Annotated in this window: 15 protein-coding genes; 3 read left to right on the top strand and 12 right to left on the bottom strand. The window is 53.5% G+C overall.

What is annotated here, in order from left to right; all coding sequences use genetic code 11:
• Nucleotides 1–93: 93 nt before the first annotated feature.
• Entirely contained in the window at nucleotides 94–771 is a 678-nt protein-coding gene (locus B9L19_RS02180; protein ID WP_025950135.1) for an SH3 domain-containing protein, read from the top strand.
• A 3-nt stretch (nucleotides 772–774) separates the two neighbouring features.
• Nucleotides 775–2,106, top strand: a complete 1,332-nt coding sequence (locus B9L19_RS02175) for a SpoIID/LytB domain-containing protein (RefSeq protein WP_025950136.1) — start codon at nucleotides 775–777, stop codon at nucleotides 2,104–2,106.
• 101 nt (nucleotides 2,107–2,207) lie between these two features.
• Here the strand turns inward: B9L19_RS02175 and B9L19_RS02170 are convergent, their stop codons facing one another.
• From B9L19_RS02170 to B9L19_RS02110, 12 genes are all read right to left on the bottom strand, one after another.
• Nucleotides 2,208–3,464 (bottom strand): glycosyltransferase family 4 protein, encoded by a 1,257-nt coding sequence (locus tag B9L19_RS02170; protein ID WP_025950137.1) that lies wholly within the window; start codon nucleotides 3,462–3,464, stop codon nucleotides 2,208–2,210.
• 259 nt (nucleotides 3,465–3,723) lie between these two features.
• Nucleotides 3,724–4,806: a glycosyltransferase gene (locus B9L19_RS02160; RefSeq protein ID WP_025950139.1), complete on the bottom strand. Its 1,083-nt coding sequence runs from the start codon at nucleotides 4,804–4,806 to the stop codon at nucleotides 3,724–3,726.
• Entirely contained in the window at nucleotides 4,803–5,915 is a 1,113-nt protein-coding gene (locus B9L19_RS02155) for a glycosyltransferase (RefSeq protein WP_025950140.1), read from the bottom strand. The genes B9L19_RS02160 and B9L19_RS02155 overlap by 4 nt, the downstream gene beginning before the upstream one ends.
• A 3-nt stretch (nucleotides 5,916–5,918) precedes the next feature.
• Nucleotides 5,919–7,307 carry an O-antigen polymerase gene (locus B9L19_RS02150; protein WP_025950141.1) on the bottom strand — a complete coding sequence of 463 codons (1,389 nt, stop codon included), beginning with the start codon at nucleotides 7,305–7,307 and terminating at the stop codon, nucleotides 5,919–5,921.
• Between the two features lie 12 nt (nucleotides 7,308–7,319).
• Entirely contained in the window at nucleotides 7,320–8,378 is a 1,059-nt protein-coding gene (wecB, locus tag B9L19_RS02145; RefSeq protein WP_025950142.1) for a non-hydrolyzing UDP-N-acetylglucosamine 2-epimerase, read from the bottom strand.
• A gap of 32 nt (nucleotides 8,379–8,410) precedes the next feature.
• Nucleotides 8,411–9,859 (bottom strand): lipopolysaccharide biosynthesis protein, encoded by a 1,449-nt coding sequence (locus tag B9L19_RS02140; RefSeq protein WP_025950143.1) that lies wholly within the window; start codon nucleotides 9,857–9,859, stop codon nucleotides 8,411–8,413.
• Between the two features lies 1 nt (nucleotide 9,860).
• Nucleotides 9,861–10,592 (bottom strand): N-acetyltransferase, encoded by a 732-nt coding sequence (locus B9L19_RS02135; RefSeq protein WP_025950144.1) that lies wholly within the window; start codon nucleotides 10,590–10,592, stop codon nucleotides 9,861–9,863.
• A gap of 17 nt (nucleotides 10,593–10,609) precedes the next feature.
• Nucleotides 10,610–11,923 (bottom strand): nucleotide sugar dehydrogenase, encoded by a 1,314-nt coding sequence (locus B9L19_RS02130; RefSeq protein WP_025950145.1) that lies wholly within the window; start codon nucleotides 11,921–11,923, stop codon nucleotides 10,610–10,612.
• Between the two features lie 15 nt (nucleotides 11,924–11,938).
• Nucleotides 11,939–12,952, bottom strand: coding sequence for a Gfo/Idh/MocA family protein (locus B9L19_RS02125; RefSeq protein ID WP_025950146.1), 1,014 nt, complete (start codon nucleotides 12,950–12,952; stop codon nucleotides 11,939–11,941).
• Nucleotides 12,949–13,686 carry a GumC domain-containing protein gene (locus B9L19_RS02120; RefSeq protein WP_025950147.1) on the bottom strand — a complete coding sequence of 246 codons (738 nt, stop codon included), beginning with the start codon at nucleotides 13,684–13,686 and terminating at the stop codon, nucleotides 12,949–12,951. The genes B9L19_RS02125 and B9L19_RS02120 overlap by 4 nt, the downstream gene beginning before the upstream one ends.
• Before the next feature lie 118 nt (nucleotides 13,687–13,804).
• On the bottom strand, nucleotides 13,805–14,923 hold the full coding sequence (locus B9L19_RS02115) for a DegT/DnrJ/EryC1/StrS family aminotransferase (protein WP_025950148.1): 1,119 nt from the start codon (nucleotides 14,921–14,923) through the stop codon (nucleotides 13,805–13,807).
• Between the two features lie 233 nt (nucleotides 14,924–15,156).
• A complete protein-coding gene (locus B9L19_RS02110) occupies nucleotides 15,157–16,239 on the bottom strand; it encodes a glycosyltransferase family 4 protein (protein ID WP_025950149.1) in 1,083 nt (360 codons plus the stop codon).
• 271 nt (nucleotides 16,240–16,510) lie between these two features.
• Here B9L19_RS02110 and secA2 point away from each other — a divergent pair, with 271 nt between their 5' ends.
• On the top strand, nucleotides 16,511–18,901 hold the full coding sequence (gene secA2 / locus B9L19_RS02105; RefSeq protein ID WP_025950150.1) for an accessory Sec system translocase SecA2: 2,391 nt from the start codon (nucleotides 16,511–16,513) through the stop codon (nucleotides 18,899–18,901).
• The last annotated feature ends 13 nt before the right edge of the window (nucleotides 18,902–18,914 follow it).

Raw genomic sequence — 18,914 nt, 5'->3', positions numbered from 1 at the left:
CCATGAACCGAGCGAATCCGTTGTGTTTCACCGGCCTTTTAGGAAAGCTATTATTCTCCTTTCTTTCCATATCCAAAAACGGGGGAGATGAACATGATGAAACGAAAAGCCAAATGGGCCGTTGCTGCCAGCCTGGCGGTCGGAATGACGGCAGGCGCCCTCTTGTTTACGCCATCGGCGATGAAAGCATCGGAAGAAGTCGTGTTAGCGAGCGTCGACTGGGTGACATCCCAGCTCAACCCGATGAAAAACGACATTGCCAACTTGAAAGCACAACTGGCCGCCCAGCAACAACAAATTCAGCAGCTTCAACAACAACTTGCCAGCAAACCCGCTTCGCCTTCTTTGCCTTCTGTCGTCTATGTAGCGAAAAACAATGCGGCCGTCCGCAGCGGAGCGTCAACGAGCTACCGCGTCATCACTTATAAACAGGCAGGGGCTTCACTGCAAGTCGTCGGGGCGCACCTTACTTCCCAAGGACTGTGGTACAACGTCGTCCTATCTTCATCGCTGAAAGGATGGATCCATTCAGGAGATGTCTCGACATCCGCTGTCAGCAGCGACAGCACCAAGCACGTCATCGCCACCGCCGCGGTCAATATTCGAAAAGGAGCGACGACTGCTTATCCGATTATTGCGACCGTTCCAAAAGGAACAGAGATGGTCTATATCCAGCCGTTTACCAACAACAAAGGAGAGAAATGGTACAACGTGCAGCTGTCTGATGGGCGGCGGGGTTGGATGGCCGCTGAATTTGGTGAGGTGAAGTAGACGGTGAAAAAACTAGCGTGGTTGGCCGTCGGCCTGTTTTGGCTCATCGTCTCTCCTTCCGCCTCGAACGCCGCTGGGGTGAAAACGTACAACAATCCTGTGCAAGTCCTTTTATATAAAGGGACATCTGTGACCGTCGCCGTTGAAGGGAATTACCAAATTTTCAATAAAGAGACGCTGACGATCACCCCGTTGCCGAGCGGGACAACTTTGACATTTCGTTCTTCCTCTTCGAACGTATTGGCCACGTACAACGGAAAGACGGATGTTTCGAGTTCTGGATTTGCCATTCAGGAAACGATCGGCGCGGCGCCGTTGTCCCTTGTCAAGGTGAACCAAACTCGGTATCGGGGAAGCGTTGACATTCGTCTGCAAAATGGCGCCTTGTACGCTGTCAATCTTTTAGAGATGGAGGATTATTTAAAAGGCGTCGTGCCGAGCGAGATGCCGGCCTCTTGGCCGCTTGAGGCGCTGAAGGCGCAAGCCATTGCCGCCCGAAACTATGCCTATAAACATAAAACAAGTTTGACGACCAATCCAAACACACAGACGTACAAAGGATATGATGGAGAATCTTCTCGATCGAACGAGGCAGTGGATGCGACAAGGGGATTGTATCTTAAATATAATGGCAGTGTCATTGAAACGTATTACCACTCGACAAGCGGCGGCAGAACCGCCAACGTAAGCGACGTCTGGAACTCGTCGCAAACCGCCTACCCATATTTGGCGAGCGTCGATGACCCATATGAATCATCGCCGTACAGCCGTTGGTCGTTCACCTTCTCCCCGTCTGTGCTGCTGCGGTCGTTCGGCATCACCGATCCATCGGTTGTGTTATACGACGTCTCGATCGCCAAAACCGGCGCGAACGGGGAAGTGGGGGCTGTCACGATTGAAACCTCGGCCGGTGCCAAAACAGTGAAAGGCAATGAAACAACCATCCGCAAGCTGTTCCCGCTGGACAGCAATCAATTTTACGGCATCTTGCCGTCCAACTGGTTTGACATTCAAGTGCAAAAAAGCGGTCCATCCGTGTCGATTCAAACGACTAATGGGCGCGTCGCCGCCTCTTCCTTGTCATCTTATTCCGTCCAAACCGAGAACGGAACGGTTTCGCTCGCCGGCGTCGAAGGAATCAACGTGCAAACAACGGATGGCATCATGCCGCTTTCCGCCTCGCCGTCAGGGATCAGCTCGATCACCGTCACGGGAAAAGGCTGGGGGCACCGAATCGGCATGAGCCAATACGGAGCGAAGGCATTCGCCGAGCGTGGATGGACGGCAGAACAAATTTTAGAACACTACTTCCCCGGCGCTCAAGTCTCGTTCTAGTGACAGAGTCCATGATGTCATACGGGGTTTTGCTCTCCATCTCGACATGGCGGAAACAAAAAGGGCGTCCTTCTTTGTGAACGGAACGCCCTTTCTTCATTCTATTTTTCTGTCCATCTGACCGATTCACGTTTCGTTTCATCGCCAAGGGCGTGAAGCAAATCGTCAACAATGCGAATCCATGAGTATTGCTCCACCGCCAACTTGCGTCCATTTGCCGCCATCGTTTCGTATTCCTCTCTCGGAAGGCAAAGCAACTCGAGAACCGCCGCGGCGATCTGTTCGGGATTTTCGGGAGGAGCGATTTTTCCGCAATGGTATGTTTCTAAAATCTCTGCGCTCTCCCCTTCGCCGCAATACAGCACCGGGGTTCCGGTGGCGATCGCCGGGAAAATTTTCGACGGCCTTGCTCCTTTAAACAAGTCGATGTTGCGCAACGAAACGATGCTGTAATCGGTGATGGAGAAAATCTCCGGCATCTTCTCAACCGGAACGGATCCGTAAAACGTCACGTTGTCAAGGCCGAGCTCTTCTTTCAGCGCCATCAGCTTTTCCCGCTCTTGGCCGTCGCCGACAAACAGGAAATGCGCCCGCTCGTCTTTCGCTTTGACGAGGGCCGCCGCCCGCAGCACCGAATCGAGCCCTTGGGCATATCCCATCGTTCCGGCGTACGTAAAGACGACTTTTCCTTCGAGCCCTAATTTCGCAAGCAACTCCTTGCTTTTTGGCAACGGGCGAAACACATCCGTGTTGACGCCGTTCGGCAATAAAAAGACATCCTCAGGCGCCTTCCCTTGCGCAATCATATAATCGCGAATGCCTTCCGTCGCGGCGGCGATTTTCCACGCCTTCCGGTATAAAAACAGCTCGAGCCATCTCGCCATTCGAATGAACAGCCGATTTTTCAAAATGCCGAGCTCCACGGCCGATTCCGGCCAAATGTCGGCGACGTTGAAAACAAACTTCGCCCGTTTCAACTTCGCTCCCACGTACCCGGTGATCCCTAAAAACAACGGCGGGGAATTGCAAATGATCACATCCGTCGGCTTCGCTTTCACAAGCAGCGAATAAAACGAGCTGAACGTAAACGAAAAATACGAAGCGAGCCGTTTCCAAAAGCTCCCCTTTGGCGACGGATAAATCCATGTTCGATGAACGGGAATGCCGTCCCATTGTTCGAACAAATAAAACAGGCCGCGGTATGGCTTGGGGATGACGCCGTGCGGATGATGCGGGAATGCCGTCAGTACTTCCACTTCATGCCCCCGTTTGATCAGCTCTTTGCTCACCTCATACACACGAATTTGCGGCGCACCTGTTTCCGGCGGGAAGTGTTGGCATAAGTAAATGATCCTCATGGTCCGCTCCACACCACTTTTCCAAAAAACCGCAAACGTATGTTCCGTGTCGAGCACCAAGAGGCGATCGCAACCGAGGCGTGGAAAAAGGGAAACGCCCCCCTGGCATCATCCCGCTGTCCTTGGATGGATAATCGTTGCCGCGAACTGACAGCCATCATGAACTGGCCAACAGAAAGCCGCCGGCTTCGTGACTTCGCCTCCGCTTTTGGCAACAAACGAGCCCCAACCGCGGCGGCTGACATGACGGCTTTGTTCCTCATCGACTCCCTCCACCGCCTTTCAACGTTTGTTCATACAATCGGATCATGCGCATCGCATTTTCCGTCCAATCATAATGTTCATGGACATGGTTGACGCCGTTCTCTCCCATTCGCCGCCTTCGCTCTCCATCAAGCAGCAGCTGTTCGAACGCCTCCGCGAGCTTTTCCGGACTGTTTTTCGGCACAATCAACCCCGTCGTTCCTTCACGGACGACTTCCGGCAGTCCGCCGACGTTGGACACGACAACGGGAACGCCGCACGCCATCGCCTCGACGGCGGCAACGCCGAAACTTTCGCTGTCTTCCGTCGAAGGCACGGAGAAAATATCCATTTGATTGATATACAGCGGCACTTGTTCGTTCGGGACTTTGCCGGCAAACGTCGTCACCGATTGGATGCCGAGTCGGGCGCACAGCTCCTCGTATTCACTCCGCTGCGGCCCGTCGCCGACGATCAACAGCTCCGTTTGCGGATGACGCTCGTGCACAATGGCGAACGCCCGGATCAAATCGGCGATCCCGTACTTGTCGGAAAGAGCTTTCACCGTGCCGATCGTCACGGTCCGCTTCGGCTGTTTCGGCAACGGTTTGAAGCGGGCGACATCAACCCCAAACGGCGTCACCTCAATCGGCTTGTCCGTGTACTTCCCGGTTTCTTCCGCCATCACATAGCTTGTCGAACAAATGACATCAGCTTTCCGCAACGTATATTCCAGCATCCGCCGGTTCCAGCGGTTGGCGTTTGGAAACTGGTACACGTCGCGCCCCCAGACGGAGACGTAAAACGGGTGGTACCCCGCAAGCGCCCCGATCAACCCATAGCTTGAGGCGTAATGGGCATGCAAAATATCGGGCTGAAACGAGGCGAGCAGCCGCTTTAACGAAAACACCGTGGAAAAATACGACAACTTCCCCGGCAGCCATTTCGGCAGCACGACCGTCTCGACTTCTTTCGCTTGTTCCGGCCCGTAATGGTCTTTGAACGTGACGACTTTCACATCAATGCCTTGCGTTTGGTAAAAGCGGGCCCACTTATGCGTATGGATCGATTTGCTTGGAGCCAATAAGGCGATTTTCATCGGAGGCCCCCCACTAACATCTCTTTCACCTTTTCCACTCTCGCTTCCCATGAATGTTTCGCCATAAACGTCTGAGCAATGCGCGAGCGGCATTCCTCGAGTACGTCAGCCATCTTGGCGATCGCTTCCGCCATCGACGCGGGGGTGTCATCGCAAATGACGCCGTACCCATCCGCTTCAATCAACCGCTTTTGCGCCGGGCAAGCGGTGGCGACAATCGGCAAGCCGCTCGACAGGTAGTCGACGAGCTTAACCGGGACGGAAAAATCGTTGTATTCGCTCCTCCGCCGCGGGATGAAGGCGAAATCCATCTCCGCATACAAACGGTCGAGCACTTCGCCGCTGACGTGCTCGACGCGCACTTGTAAGGCGGCAAGCTCTTCTTTCACCGCAAGCGGCTGTCGCTCGTACTCGTCTTTTCGGCAGACGACGGTGAGCGAAACAAGCGGCTTGCGGCGATTGGCCAAGCGAATCGCTTCCAGCAGAAGCGGAAGCCCATAGTCGGCATTGTTGATGCCGCCAACATAAATGGCATTCAGCGGCTGTTTCGCCTCTTCAGTCCGCTGCAGTGGCTTTTGTTTCCCCCCAGGCGGCAAATCAACCATCGGACGCCGGATCGCGACGTATGTTCCCATTTCGAGGCTCGGCAAAAAGATGACATCGCAGTACCGCTCGTAAAACCGTTCTTCCCAACGGTACATCATGTGCATGACCGCTTTTTTCCAACCACGGAGCGGATACAAATCAGGGAACTTCCAATACACATCGCGGTAAAAGACGCCGATCGGAACATTGCGGGCTTTCAAGTAGCGGAGAACGTCCCGGTCGACGAACGGACGTTGCGGCCGGTGCCCTGGGTCCGTGAGCCAAAGCGGAATCGTCTGGTTTTCCATATAGCAAAACCAGACGTCATCGAGCTTGCCTTGGCTGCGGAGCTCTTGAAATTGCTTCTCCCGCTCGGCTGACGTGCCGGCGATCAGAAGAACGTCCACTCCCTCTTTCGCTCCCCAGCGCAAAAACGCTTGATGCATTTCATACGGCCGCAGCTTTGATCCGCTGTTTCGTTCCGCGGCCAGTGAAAACGGGTAATAAATCAACACGGTTTTCATCCTTCATCCCTCATCCGTGATTCGCCTTTTCGCTGCAAACCATGCCCGTAAATCCCCCTGCACCCGCAGCCATAACGCCATTCCGCCAAACAACGCCACGAGCAGCACCCAGGTCGGATTGAACAAAAAGTCGGTGAACCCGCCGACGAGCGTGCGGGGGATGTTCATGGAAAAATAAACGAACAAACTTAAACACAAAGGATTTTTTGGCAGCCGCAGAAACCCAATGTACAACAGCTGCGTCACGATGCCGACATACAGCGTGCCGATGACGATTCCCACATAACCAAAGTTCGCATACGCCTCCGCGACAAAAAGGGTGTTTAAAACCCCCCCTGTCCCGTCTGCGATCCGCTCCGGGAACACATGCGCCATTACGAGCCGGGCGGAGCGGATGTTCTCGACGTCAAACAATCCCGTCAAAATCGAGGGCAAGCTTTTTCCATAAAGAAATGGCAGCGCTTCGCCGAACAAATTCAAATGGAGAAACATCGGTGCGATTTGCGCCAAAATCATGCGGCCGATCGGACCCTTGTTGTAAGACAAAAAAGTCTTGGCATCCTGAACCCCTTGAATGACGATGTACATGCCGACGAGCACCGCCGCCCCCACTCCCCCATACAACGCCAATTTCGCCGCCGACAGTCTTGTTTTTCCAATGTAAATGCGAATCAGCAAAAACATCATCACATAAAAGAAAATCGGCGATTTGGCCAAATCATACACATTGACGAACACCGCCCCGACAAACAGACAAATAAACAAAAGCTTCCATCGAAGCTCGTTCGTCAGCACGACAAACAAATAAGCGATAAACGACAAAAGCGGCGTGAGCGTAATGGCAAAAATATTGCGAACAAGCACGTTTCCAGCAAAATGGCGCGAAGCCTCAACACGCAAGGCAGCCAAGCTCTCGTCCGTCCCTGTCAAGAGCGCAAACACCGGAATCGTCGGCGTTTTCCAAATCATATACGCAATGGCGGCAAAACTGAGCAGCGACAGCGCCAAAAACGCATAAAACACTTGGCTGCCCGTCGCTCCGGCCAACGGGGAAAGTGGCTTTTGCAAATAGGCGCGAAACTCCTGCCTCGCTTCAAACCCCAACAGCCTTGAAACGATCACCATCGACAGCGGGAACGCGATCATGACAAAGCATACGACAGCAAATCCAATCTGCCGGTATTCCTCGGGCCGAAACAGCTTGCGAATCATGTAGTAATCGTCCATCCCCAAGGCGATCAGCAACGCACCGATGAAGCTTGACAGAAGGAACGAGTAATAGTACACAATCGACACGAGATTCGGCGCCGTCAAGGAAAGCGTCCCCGCTGCATAGCGAAACATCAAGGTAGAGGCGACAAGAACCATCAACCCAATCAACACGTCCAACATGCCGACGCACCCTTATCGCTGTCCGATCGCCGCCACGATTTTCTCCGCCGCATGCCCATCGCCAAAGACGTCCGCATAAACGGGGGCGACCTCCTTGTGGACCGCCGCGACGATCTTCTCACGGTCCGTGCCGGTTAAGATGTTCGCCCCGCCTTCGAGCGTTTCCACCCATTCGGTTTGTTCGCGCACCGTCACGCAAGGCACGCGCAAGAAATACGCCTCCTTTTGCACGCCGCCTGAATCGGTGATGATTTTTTTCGCGCCGCTCTCTAGCCGAAGCATATCCAAATAACCGACTGGATCGATCAGCCGAAGCCCTGGAATCGCCGAAGCATCCAAGCCGTACTCTTCAAGCTTATGCCGCGTCCGCGGATGAATCGGCCACACTTTCGTCCCGTCAATATCCCGAAAAGCAGCCAAAATGGCTTTCAATTTGTCGGGATCATCGGTATTTTCCGCTCGGTGAATGGTGATCAAGTAGTAGGATTGTTCCGCCAGCGACAAATCAGCCAAAATCGTCGATTGACGCTGTGCGAGTTCTTTGTTGTACAAAATGGCGTCATACATGACGTCGCCGACATTCCAGACGTTTCGCGTAATATTTTCTTTTCGTAAATTTTCCACGGCCGTCTCCGTTGGGCAAAATAAGAGCTCGGAGACATGATCGGTCATGATGCGATTGATTTCTTCCGGCATCTGCTTGTTAAAGCTGCGCAGCCCGGCTTCGACGTGGATGACGGGAATATGGAGCTTCGCTGCGACAAGAGCGCCCGCGAGCGTCGAGTTCGTATCGCCATAGACGAGCACATAATCCGGTTTTTCTTGCATGACAATTTCTTCAATTTTCATCAGCATTTCGCCCGTTTGCTTTCCATGGCTGCCTGAACCCACCCCAAGATAGTAGTCAGGGGTCGGAATGTTCAACTCCTCAAAAAAAATGGCCGACATATTCGGGTCATAGTGCTGCCCGGTATGGATCAGCACTTCGGTATATTGTTTCCGCAAGACGCGCGAGACGGGGGCAGCCTTGATAAACTGCGGTCTGGCGCCTAACACGGTGGCGATTTTCATCCGAAACACCTCCTAGATCAGATGAGCGGTTATCAAGTATTTTGCGCATTTTCGCCCTCGATCGTGCGCACCGGACGGCGCAAATCACGATCAACCCGGCTGACAAAGAGCGTGGCGGCAAACAAGCCCCACCCAGCGAGCACCCAGCCGTCCGCAAACGGCGCCTGCTGAACGTAGACGATGACGATGAGGGCGAGCAATGTTCCGCTCAAAACCAAAGCCATTTTTTTCCACGACACTGGCACAGGATACACTTGCTGGCTTTTGCGAAAAATGAAAGCCACAGCGGCCATATACGTCATGAGGCTGGCCGCAATCGCCCCCCAGCTGAGCCAAAGCGGCACCAACACGGCGTTCAACGCAAGGTGAAGAAGCGCCGCCAGCGTGAACACCCGCGAAATATAGCCCGTTTCCTTTGTCAAAAACAAGCCGGTGGAAACAATCAGATAATAAAAGTTCAAAAACGTGACGGCCGATAAAAACGGGATATAGGACGCTGCATCCCGATATTCCGGTTTGAAAAAGGTTGCCACAAGCCACGGGCTCGCCGTGGCGATCAAAAGCAGCCCAAACGCCCCGATCAGCAAAAGCGCCATATACACTTTCGCAAACAGCGCACGGCTTTCCGACCGGTCTTTCATCGACATCGAATACGGACGCCACGCCATCTGCACGCCGCTCGTGATGAGCGTGATCACGGTCGCGAGACGCAAGGCAACCCCAAACACCCCAACTTCCTCTAACGACGCAAACCGTTGAATGAAAAACGTACTGACGTTGGCGATCACCCAAAAGGCGAGCGAAGTCGGCACGAGCGGGGCGGCGTAGGCAAGCAGCTCCTTTAACACGTCAAAGCGCACGCGCCACACCATATACTTGACGGTCAAATGAAGCATGAGCAAAAACACGAGCGCGCTGCTCACGAGCCGGCCGATGAGCAGCCCTTCCGGCGTCGCCGCAAACCACCGGAGCGCCGCATACGACAGCACAGCGACAAGCAGCATTTTCACGAGCGTCCAAATCACGACTTTTTTCGTCTGAAATTCAAACCGCAGCACCGTGGTCGCCATGACGAAAATCGTATCGAGCAATAGCGTCGCGATGCTGATGTACAGCAAATCGACATAGCGAGGTTCTTGAAACAGCGCGCCTGCGATCCACGGACCGGCCAAAACGACAGCCAAAAATAAGAGGCCGACGACAAACAACCGGAAGTACATGACGTTGCGCACATACAAAAGGCGCTTCTCTTTGTCGTCCGTATCGTAATAGTAAAAAGAGAGCGCCGAATCCGTACCGAAAATGACGAGAAACGTCAGCATCGACGTCCATTGGTCGATCAAGTAGACCGCCCCGTACTGCGCCTTGGACAAATAGCTTGTATAAATCGGCAGCATCAAAAAGGCAATCAGCTTCGTGCCGACGTTCATAAACGCGTAAAGGAGCGAATCCGCTCCTAAACGCTTGAATGCCGAGAACAATTTATAACAACTCCCGCTCGTCGACCATTTTGCTGAAGCGCGCCGGGAATCCTTTCACGACCGTCTTCGGCTCCGTATCTTTCGTGACGAGCGCCCCAGCGGCGACAAACGTCTCTTCCGCCACCGTCACGCCCGGCAGCAAAATCGCCCCGCCCCCGACGCGCGCCCCGCGCTTGACGGTCGCCCCTTTGATTTTGGCAAACCGTTCTTCCGTCCGCCCCATGTAGTTGTCATTGGTCGTCGTGACGCACGGGGCGATGAACACATGGTCTTCGAGCGTTGTATACGCGGTGATGTATGAGTTCGATTGGATTTTCGTCCGATCGCCGATTTGGACGTGATTTTCAACGCACACCCCGCGCCCGACGATTACATATTGGCCGATGTGCACGTTTTCGCGCACGCTCGCCAAATCCGCGATCAATGTGTAGGCGCCGATCACTGCTCCTCGATAGATGACAGCGTTGGCGCCGATCGTGCAATGGTCGCCGATGACAAGCGGCGGCAACTCGCCCGACAGCTTGACGGTGCTCGTTTTCGCCGGCTTCGGCGGTTTGCCGAGCACCGCACCGTCGGCGATCGTCACGCCATCGCCGATGACGGTTCCTTCATGAATCGTGACGCGATGGCCGATTTTGACGTCGTTTCCGATTTTGACATTCGCCTCGACGACCGTGAAATGGCCGATTTCGACACGTTCACCGCAAACGACAGAGGGATCGACAACGTTCATGGTTTCGTCTCCTTCGCTTACAATTTGACGTATTTCACTGGCTTCGACACGTCTTTCATGGCGTTGCGCGTATCAAATACGACCCGGCTATGGCGAGCAACCATCTCATAGTCAATGTTGGAGTGGTCGGTCGTGATCAAGACAAGATCCGACTGCTCGAGCAGTTCCGGCGTCAGTTCGACCGTCTCAATGACGCGGTTGCACGCCCGGAACGACGGCACATACGGGTCGACGACGGCCAATTCCGCCCCGTATTGTTCGAGCAGCTCGACGATTTTCAACACCGGCGATTCGCGCACATCGTCGATGTCTTTTTTATAGGCGACGCCAAGCACCGTCACTTTCGAGCCGCGCAGCGCCTTCCCTTCTTCGTTCAAAATGAGCATCGCGCGGTTGACGACATATTCCGGCATCGCGTTGTTGATTTCGCCGGCCAGCTCAATCAAGCGTGTATGGTAATTGTATTCGCGCGCTTTCCATGTCAAATAAAACGGGTCGATCGGAATGCAATGGCCGCCAAGCCCCGGGCCCGGGTAAAACGCCATAAATCCGTACGGCTTCGTCTTCGCTGCATCGATCACTTCCCAAACGTCAATGCCCATCCGCTCGCACAAAATGGCCATTTCGTTCGCCAATGCGATGTTGATATGGCGGAACGTGTTCTCAAAAATTTTCTCCATTTCCGCCACCGCCGGACTCGACACTTCATGCACATCGCCTTCAAGCACGGCGCGATACATCGCCGCCGCCACTTTCGTGCACGTTTTGGTCACGCCGCCGACGACTTTCGGCGTATTTTTCGTCTTAAACTGCTTGTTGCCCGGGTCAACCCGCTCCGGCGAATAGGCGACGAACACCGTCTCCCCGACGATCAGCCCTTTTTTCTCGAGCGCCGGTTTCACGATTTCTTCCGTCGTGCCTGGATAGGTGGTCGATTCCAACACGACAAGCATCCCTTCATGGGCGTATTTGGCAACTTCGTTTGCCGAGTTTTCAACATAGGACGTATCCGGCTGATGATGCTCATCGAGCGGGGTCGGCACCGCGATCGCCACGGCATCGACTTCCGCGATCCGCGCGTAATCGGTCGTCGCCACAAGCCGCCCTTGTTTGACCATCTCATGCAGATCTTCATCGACGACATCGCCGATGTAGTTGATCCCGTTGTTTACTTGATCGACGCGGCTTTGTTGGATGTCAAAGCCGATGACATGAAACCCCGCTTTCGCTTTTTCGACCGCCAGCGGCAAGCCGACGTAGCCAAGACCGACCACGCCGATGACCGCGTCGCGTTTCTCAAACTTTTGCAACAGCCGTTCCGCGTAGTTCATTGCCCTCATTCCTTTCTACTCAGATAGTTGCACTCTTGTCCCCGTTTCCGCCGAACGCAAAATGGCTTCGATCAGCCGAACAGGAGCCAATCCGTCCAAACCCGTGACGATCGGTTCGCGGTCTTCGCGAATCGCTTGCACCATATCTTCAATGATCCATTGGTGCCCCGGCTTGCCAAACGGGTCGGCGTTGATCTCATCGATGAGCTTTGCCCGTTCTTCCTCGCTGACGCCTTCCGCTTCCCACGTTTCGATAAAGTTGGCCGTCCGGCCGCCGATTTTCACCGATGCCGTTTCGCCGAAAATGGCGATCGATTCCTCCAGGTTTTGCGGATAAATCGTCGTCGCTGCCTCAATGACGCCAAGCGCCCCGCTCTCGAACTCGACAACCGCCGCCGCGACGTCTTCCGTCTCAATCTTGCGCAGACGAGTCGCCGCCATCGCTTGCACGGACTTGACCGGCCCCATCAGCCAAAGCAGCAAATCCAAATTGTGAATGGCTTGATTCATCAAGACACCGCCGTCAAACTCTTTTGTCCCCCGCCATGCTGCCTGATCATAATAGGCTTGATTTCGATTCCAGCGCACCGTGGCGTTCGCATGGCTCAGTTTTCCGAACATCCCCCGCTCCATCGCCTCTTTCAGCTTCCGAATCGCCGGACGGAAGCGATTGGGATGAACGACCGCGAGCTTCACGCCGCTTTCTTTCGCCGCGCGGATCATCTCTTCGGCGTCGCTCGCACGGAGCGCCATCGGTTTTTCCACAATGATATGACGGAGATAGCGAGCCGCCAGCTTGGCCAGCGGCGCGTGCAATCCGGACGGAACGCAAATGTTGACGACATCGATCTGTTCGTTTTCCTTCAACATCGTCTCGATATCAGTGTAAACAGGAACATCGGACACGTCGCGCAAACGTTCCGGATTCGTGTCGCACACGGCCGCCAGCTCGGCGCCGTCCGCCTTTTCAATGGCATCGATATGTTTTTTGGCGATATGCCCCATGCCGACAATGGCAAAACGGATCATGAAGAATAGTACCTCCTCGCGTCCAATATATACTTCCAAAGCACGAGCCAAACGACCGTCAAAAACAGGCCGAGGACAAGGCCGACGGCCATCAGCTGCCCCGTATACGTTTTCGATTTCGCCACCGTTTCCGACAATACGGCCGGTTTTTCGTAAAAGACGAGATTGCCGCGGATGCGATTGACTCGCTCCATCACTTCAGTCAAATTGTTTTCCGACTCCACCAACAAGTCGCTGATGTCATCGAATTGTTCTGGACTCAAGCGGCCCGACTGTATTTGTTCGCTATAATAATCGACTTTTTTCTGCAAGGCGCGCTCCCGTTCTTCCAACGCACGCAAGTATTTCGTCGTGACATCAATCCGCTCTTGCGAATGGCGCTTGAGCTCCTGGCTGTATTCCGACACGACAAGCTTCAATTCTCGACTCACGTCTTGTTCATCGTCGCCTTTAACCGTGATTTGCACGTACTGTTCCTCGGGAACGACGACATCCAAGTTTTTCACCTCAGGAAACTTCGCTTCTATATTTTTCGGATCCGTCAACTCTTTTACGTCAATCGATCCGGTAAACACGACAGCCTTCCCCGTATACTTCTCCCCCTGCAGCAAAAGCCGCCCTGCGATGACGGTCAACACGATCGTTGCAAGCGGAACGACAAGAAACCACCATTTTCGCTGCCAAAAAAAGCGCAAATATTCATATAGCACAAACGGTCGTTTTTCCGCCGTCAATCCGGCCACCATCCCTTATCATAAAATAACAAAGTGTTGAGAACAAAACAAATGATCCAACGCCAAAGAAAACGCCATGGCTGTGCGCAAGTGACGTTTCCTTTGGCCGGTTGGATGATCAAGCGAAATGACGGTAAAACTCTGCGATTTTCTCCACGACGTACTGTTGCTGCTCCTCTTTCAGCTCTGGGAACATCGGCAGCGACAACGCTTCTTTCGCCGCTTTTTCCGCTTCCGGCAGCTGTCCCTCCTTGTACCCGAGCGAAGCAAACACCGGCTGCAAATGCAGCGGCAGCGGATAGTACACCATCGTCGCGATCCCCTGTTCTTTCAAAAACGCTTGCAGCTCGTCGCGCTTCGGCGCTCGAATCGTGTATTGATGGAACACATGATAGCGCCCGTCGACTTCTTTCGGCGTCACAACAAGGTCGCCGACCGCCTCCTCAAGCAGGTGCGTATACGTCGCCGCATGCTTGCGCCGCTGTTCCGTCCACCGATCCAGATGCGGGAATTTGACGCTTAAAATCGCCGCTTGCATCTCATCGAGGCGGCTGTTGTAGCCAAGTACATGATGGTAATATTTCGGCTTGCTGCCATGAACGCGAATGACCCGGCATTTTTCCGCCAGTTCGTCATCATTCGTAATGATCATGCCGCCATCCCCGTAGGCGCCCAAGTTTTTCGTCGGGAAGAAGCTGTACGTCGCCGCCGTCCCAAGCTCGCCAACGCATTTCCCGTTGTATTTCGCGCCGATCGCCTGGGCGGCGTCCTCAATGACCGCCAATCCGTGCCGCTTGGCAATCGCGGCAATCGCCTCCATATCCGCCATTTGGCCGTACAAATGCACCGGGATGATGGCTTTCGTCTTCTCCGTCACCGCCGCTTCAATTTGCGCTGGATCGATGTTGAACGTCACCGGATCGATATCGACAAACACCGGTTTGGCGCCGACGCGCGCAATCGATCCTGCCGTCGCGAAAAACGTGAACGCCGTCGTGATGACTTCATCGCCCGACCCAACGCCGGCCGCTTGCAAAGCAATATGTATCGCATCGCTTCCGTTGCCGCAGCCGATCCCATGTCTAGCCCGGCTGTAGGCGGCAATATCTGCTTCTAGCTTTTTGACATAATCTCCTAAAATAAAGCGGGAAGAGCACATCACTTCATCCAATACGCTCATGATCTCCGGCTTCAATTGTTCATACTGTTCGCTCAAATCCAGCATTGGCACATTCATCGCAAGTTCCTCCACATCCAAAAAATATATAGAATAAACATGTTTAGTTTATCACATTTGCGTCAATATATAATGACAGTTTTGTGGCAATCTTGGTCTTGCCGCAAAAAATCAGCGAAGGAACGGAAGAAGCTGCATAAAAAACGAAAAAGAAGGGTATAATTTTCCAAAGACGGGCCATTCCTGAAAAAAGCCGTTTGTCCCTTTCATGACACAAACGGCCCATCTGCTATTTATCGGTCATTTCCGTATACTTTTCGGCTTCCCCGAAGCAGCTTGCGAATAAAGGTCATAAACGGCTTGTACTGATCATTGACCAAGCCGATCAGTTCAGCAAGCAGTTCCCCGAAGACGATCAAGGCAAAGACGATGAGAATGGACTGCCATAACGTCGAGGCGGAGAACAAAATCGCGCTGATGGCAAACATCAAGCCAAATGCATAAATGAGCAGCACCGTGTTGCGATGTGAAAAGCCAAGGGCCAGCAGCCGATGATGAAGATGCGACTTATCCGGCGCCGAGATCGGCTTTTTATTCACAATGCGGCGAATAATGGCAAATGTCGTATCGAAAATCGGCACACCCAAAATGATCACCGGAACGACGAAGCTGAAGAGCGTCACGCTTTTGTAAAGCCCTAGCACCGACAGGACGGAAATCGCATATCCTAAAAACAACGCGCCGGTATCCCCCATGAAAATTTTCGCCGGGTGGAAGTTGTAAAACAAGAAAGCGATGACGCTGCCTAAGATGATCAAGCAGAGCGTGAAAATGAGCATTTTGCCCGCCATGCCCGCCATGACGGCAATGGCCGCAATCCCAATGGCGGAAATGCCCGCGGACAATCCATCCAATCCATCGATCAAGTTGATGGCGTTCGTAATCGCGACAATCCAAAAGATCGTGATCGGGTAGCTCCACAGCCCCAACTCAAACGTGCCGACAAACGGAACGGTCAAAAGATCGACCTTCAGCCCGGAAGCAACAACGACGAACGCCGCCAGCAGCTGGCCGGCCAGCTTCACTTTTGGCGACAGCTCGTACAAATCATCGAGCATCCCGACGAGCACGATGATGATGGCGCCGACCGTCATCCCCGTCACTTGCTCTTTATACACCCCGCCGACAAAATAGCCGACGGCGACACCGATAAAAATCGCCAATCCGCCAAGCCTTGGCATGACCTTTGCATGCACTTTTCTCCCGTTCGGCCGATCGACCGCGCCAATTTTGACCGCGAGCTTGATCACGAACGGGGTGATGACCAATACCGTGATAAACGAAGCCAAACATGCGGCAAATGCTTCCAGATTCATGTACAATCACCTTGGCCTTATAAAATCGCGGAAAACACACATCATCTTTATGTTACCATATACGATGAGTAAATCAATCTTTTTTTACACCTCTTTTTTTCGCCAATGATGGAAAATTTCGTTCCGCCCGCTTGATGCAAGAACCGTCGAGCATCAATCCGATGGACGGTTCCATATTTTACAATTCCTCTCCACAGGAAACATCTTGTGCTATAATTAGGTTTTAGAGCACTTGGTGTGAATCATGCCTGTCTAGGAAAGGAATGGACATATGTTTGCAAAAGTAAAGCAACTATTTGATGAAAGCGCGCGAGACGTGCAGCGTCTTGCCAAGCTGGCGGCGCAAATCAATGAATGGGAACCAACCATTTCTTCGCTGAGCGATGAACAACTGCGCCAAAAAACGGTTGCCTTCAAAGAACGGCTCGAATGCGGTGAGACGCTCGATGACATCAAAACCGAGGCGTTTGCCGTCGTCCGGGAGGCGGCGCGGCGCGTGCTCGGTCTACGCCATTATGACGTGCAGCTGATGGGCGGACTCGCCATGCATGAAGGAAACATCGCCGAAATGCAGACCGGGGAAGGAAAGACGCTGGCGGCGACTTTGCCAAGCTACTTGCACGCCCTCCTTGGAAAAGGCGTCCACATTATTACAGCCAATGAATATTTGGCGCGCCGGGACTACGAACAAATGGGCCGTGTGTTCCGCTTTCTCGGCTTAACCGTCGGCCTGAATGTGTCGCAAATGACGGCCAGCGAGAAAAAAGAAGCGTACGCGGCCGATATTACGTACGGCACCGGCACCGAGTTCGGCTTTGATTATTTGCGCGACAACATGGTGCACCGCCTCGAAGATAAAGTGCAGCGCCCGCTATATTACGCCATCATCGATGAAATCGACAGCATTTTAATCGACGAAGCGCGCACCCCGCTCATCATCGCCAATAAATCGGGGATCGGAGCCGAATTGTTCCCGATTATGGCGCGCATCGTCCGCACCTTTGAAGAAGGAAAAGAGTATGAACGGTCTTTGGAGACGAAACAAATTTTCCTCACCGAAGAAGGGGCGCAAAAAATCGAGCGGGCGTTTGGCATCGACAACCTATACGACTGGGAGCATCACGTGCTGCTCCATCACGCGATGCAGTCGCTGCGCGCTTGGTTTATCATGCGGCGAGATGTCGATTACATCGTCAAAAACGGCAAAGTGATGATCGTTGACCCGTTCACTGGCCGGGTGATGGAAGGGCGCTCGTTCAGCGACGGCCTGCATCAAGCGATTGAAGCGAAAGAAGGCGTGGACATCACCGAAGAAAACGACATCCAAGCCACGATTACGATTCAAAACTATTTTCGCATGTATGAGAAGCTAGCCGGGATGACCGGCAGCGCTACGCCGTCGAAAGAAGAATTTTGGCAAACGTACCGGCTGCGCGTTATGACGATTCCGACAAACCGGCCATCTCGCCGCACCGACTGGGACGATCTCGTCTACCAGACGTACGAGGCGAAAGTACGGAAAATTATTGACGAAGTGAAAAAAATGAATGCCATCGGCCGTCCCGTTCTCATCGGCACGACATCGGTCGCACAGTCGGAACGGTTGTCAGCAGCGTTTTCGAAAGCAGGCATCCCTCACCACCTGCTCAATGCCAAAACGGAGGAAGAAGAAGCGCGCATCATCGCGACCGCTGGGCAAAAAGGGCAAGTGATGATCGCGACCAATATGGCCGGGCGCGGGACCGACATTTTGCTTGGAGAAGGCGTCAAGGAACTTGGCGGGCTGCACATCATCGGCACAGAGCGGCATGAAAGCCATCGCATTGATATGCAGCTGCGCGGCCGGGCAGGACGCCAAGGGGATCCGGGGTCTTCCCAGTTTATCATTTCGCTGGAGGATGATTTATTTCGGCTGTACGATCAAGAGGAACTGGAAAAATGGCGAAGCAAAGTCAAGACGGATGAAACCGGGCTCATCGTGTCGCCCGACCCGATCAAGTTCGTCCAAAAAGTGCAAACCACGATTGAAAACGCCCATTATTCAGCGCGTTTGCATTTGTTGAAACTGGACACCGTGATCGATCAACAAAGCAAAGTCATCTACCATATGCGCGATCGCGTCTTGGCGCTGAAGCAAGCAGAGGTGCTGTCCGAGCTCCTTCGACACATTCAGCGCTATATCACACAAACGATCGATCGTTATTGTCCGGAAGACGTTTTGTTTGAAGAGTGGAACATCGAAGGACTGCACAACGAGCTGCGCCGTGCCTTTTTCCAATTTACCTATCCGATTGAGGATCTTCGCCATAAGCAAAAAGAAGAAATCGCCCTGCTTGTTTGGGACGAATACCAATCGCTTGAAGCGGCGCTCACCGATCTTCCGTGCGACGAAGAACAAACGATGCGGCTTAAACATTTGATGGTCGAAACCATCGACGCCCACTGGATTCGCCACTTAAATCAACTGAATGTATTGAAAGAGGGGATTCATTTGCGCAGCTACGGCCAAGAGGATCCGTACCGCGCCTTTGAAATGGACGCCTATCGCGAATTCGTCGCGCTGCAACAAGCGATCGACGCCAGCATTTGCACCACAGCCATGAACTACTTGAAAAGCCAGTTTGTCATCGATGACGAAGCGGCCGCCGCGAACGAACCATAACCGCGGTGCAGCA

This window comes from Geobacillus thermocatenulatus, assembly GCF_002217655.1.
GTDB classification, from domain to species: domain Bacteria; phylum Bacillota; class Bacilli; order Bacillales; family Anoxybacillaceae; genus Geobacillus; species Geobacillus thermocatenulatus.
The sequence above is the reverse complement of the archived record's forward strand: the minus strand, read 5'-3'. Positions and strand labels throughout refer to the sequence as shown.

Coding starts and splice junctions, on each gene's coding strand:
- B9L19_RS02180 (WP_025950135.1), top strand. CDS start 94: ATGATGAAACGAAAAGCCAAATGGGCCGTTGCTGCCAGCCTGGCGGTC.
- B9L19_RS02170 (WP_025950137.1), bottom strand. CDS start 3,464: ATGAGGATCATTTACTTATGCCAACACTTCCCGCCGGAAACAGGTGCG.
- B9L19_RS02160 (WP_025950139.1), bottom strand. CDS start 4,806: ATGAAAATCGCCTTATTGGCTCCAAGCAAATCGATCCATACGCATAAG.
- B9L19_RS02155 (WP_025950140.1), bottom strand. CDS start 5,915: ATGAAAACCGTGTTGATTTATTACCCGTTTTCACTGGCCGCGGAACGA.
- B9L19_RS02150 (WP_025950141.1), bottom strand. CDS start 7,307: ATGTTGGACGTGTTGATTGGGTTGATGGTTCTTGTCGCCTCTACCTTG.
- wecB (WP_025950142.1), bottom strand. CDS start 8,378: ATGAAAATCGCCACCGTGTTAGGCGCCAGACCGCAGTTTATCAAGGCT.
- B9L19_RS02135 (WP_025950144.1), bottom strand. CDS start 10,592: ATGAACGTTGTCGATCCCTCTGTCGTTTGCGGTGAACGTGTCGAAATC.
- B9L19_RS02130 (WP_025950145.1), bottom strand. CDS start 11,923: ATGAACTACGCGGAACGGCTGTTGCAAAAGTTTGAGAAACGCGACGCG.
- B9L19_RS02125 (WP_025950146.1), bottom strand. CDS start 12,952: ATGATCCGTTTTGCCATTGTCGGCATGGGGCATATCGCCAAAAAACAT.
- B9L19_RS02115 (WP_025950148.1), bottom strand. CDS start 14,923: ATGAATGTGCCAATGCTGGATTTGAGCGAACAGTATGAACAATTGAAG.
- B9L19_RS02110 (WP_025950149.1), bottom strand. CDS start 16,239: ATGAATCTGGAAGCATTTGCCGCATGTTTGGCTTCGTTTATCACGGTA.
- secA2 (WP_025950150.1), top strand. CDS start 16,511: ATGTTTGCAAAAGTAAAGCAACTATTTGATGAAAGCGCGCGAGACGTG.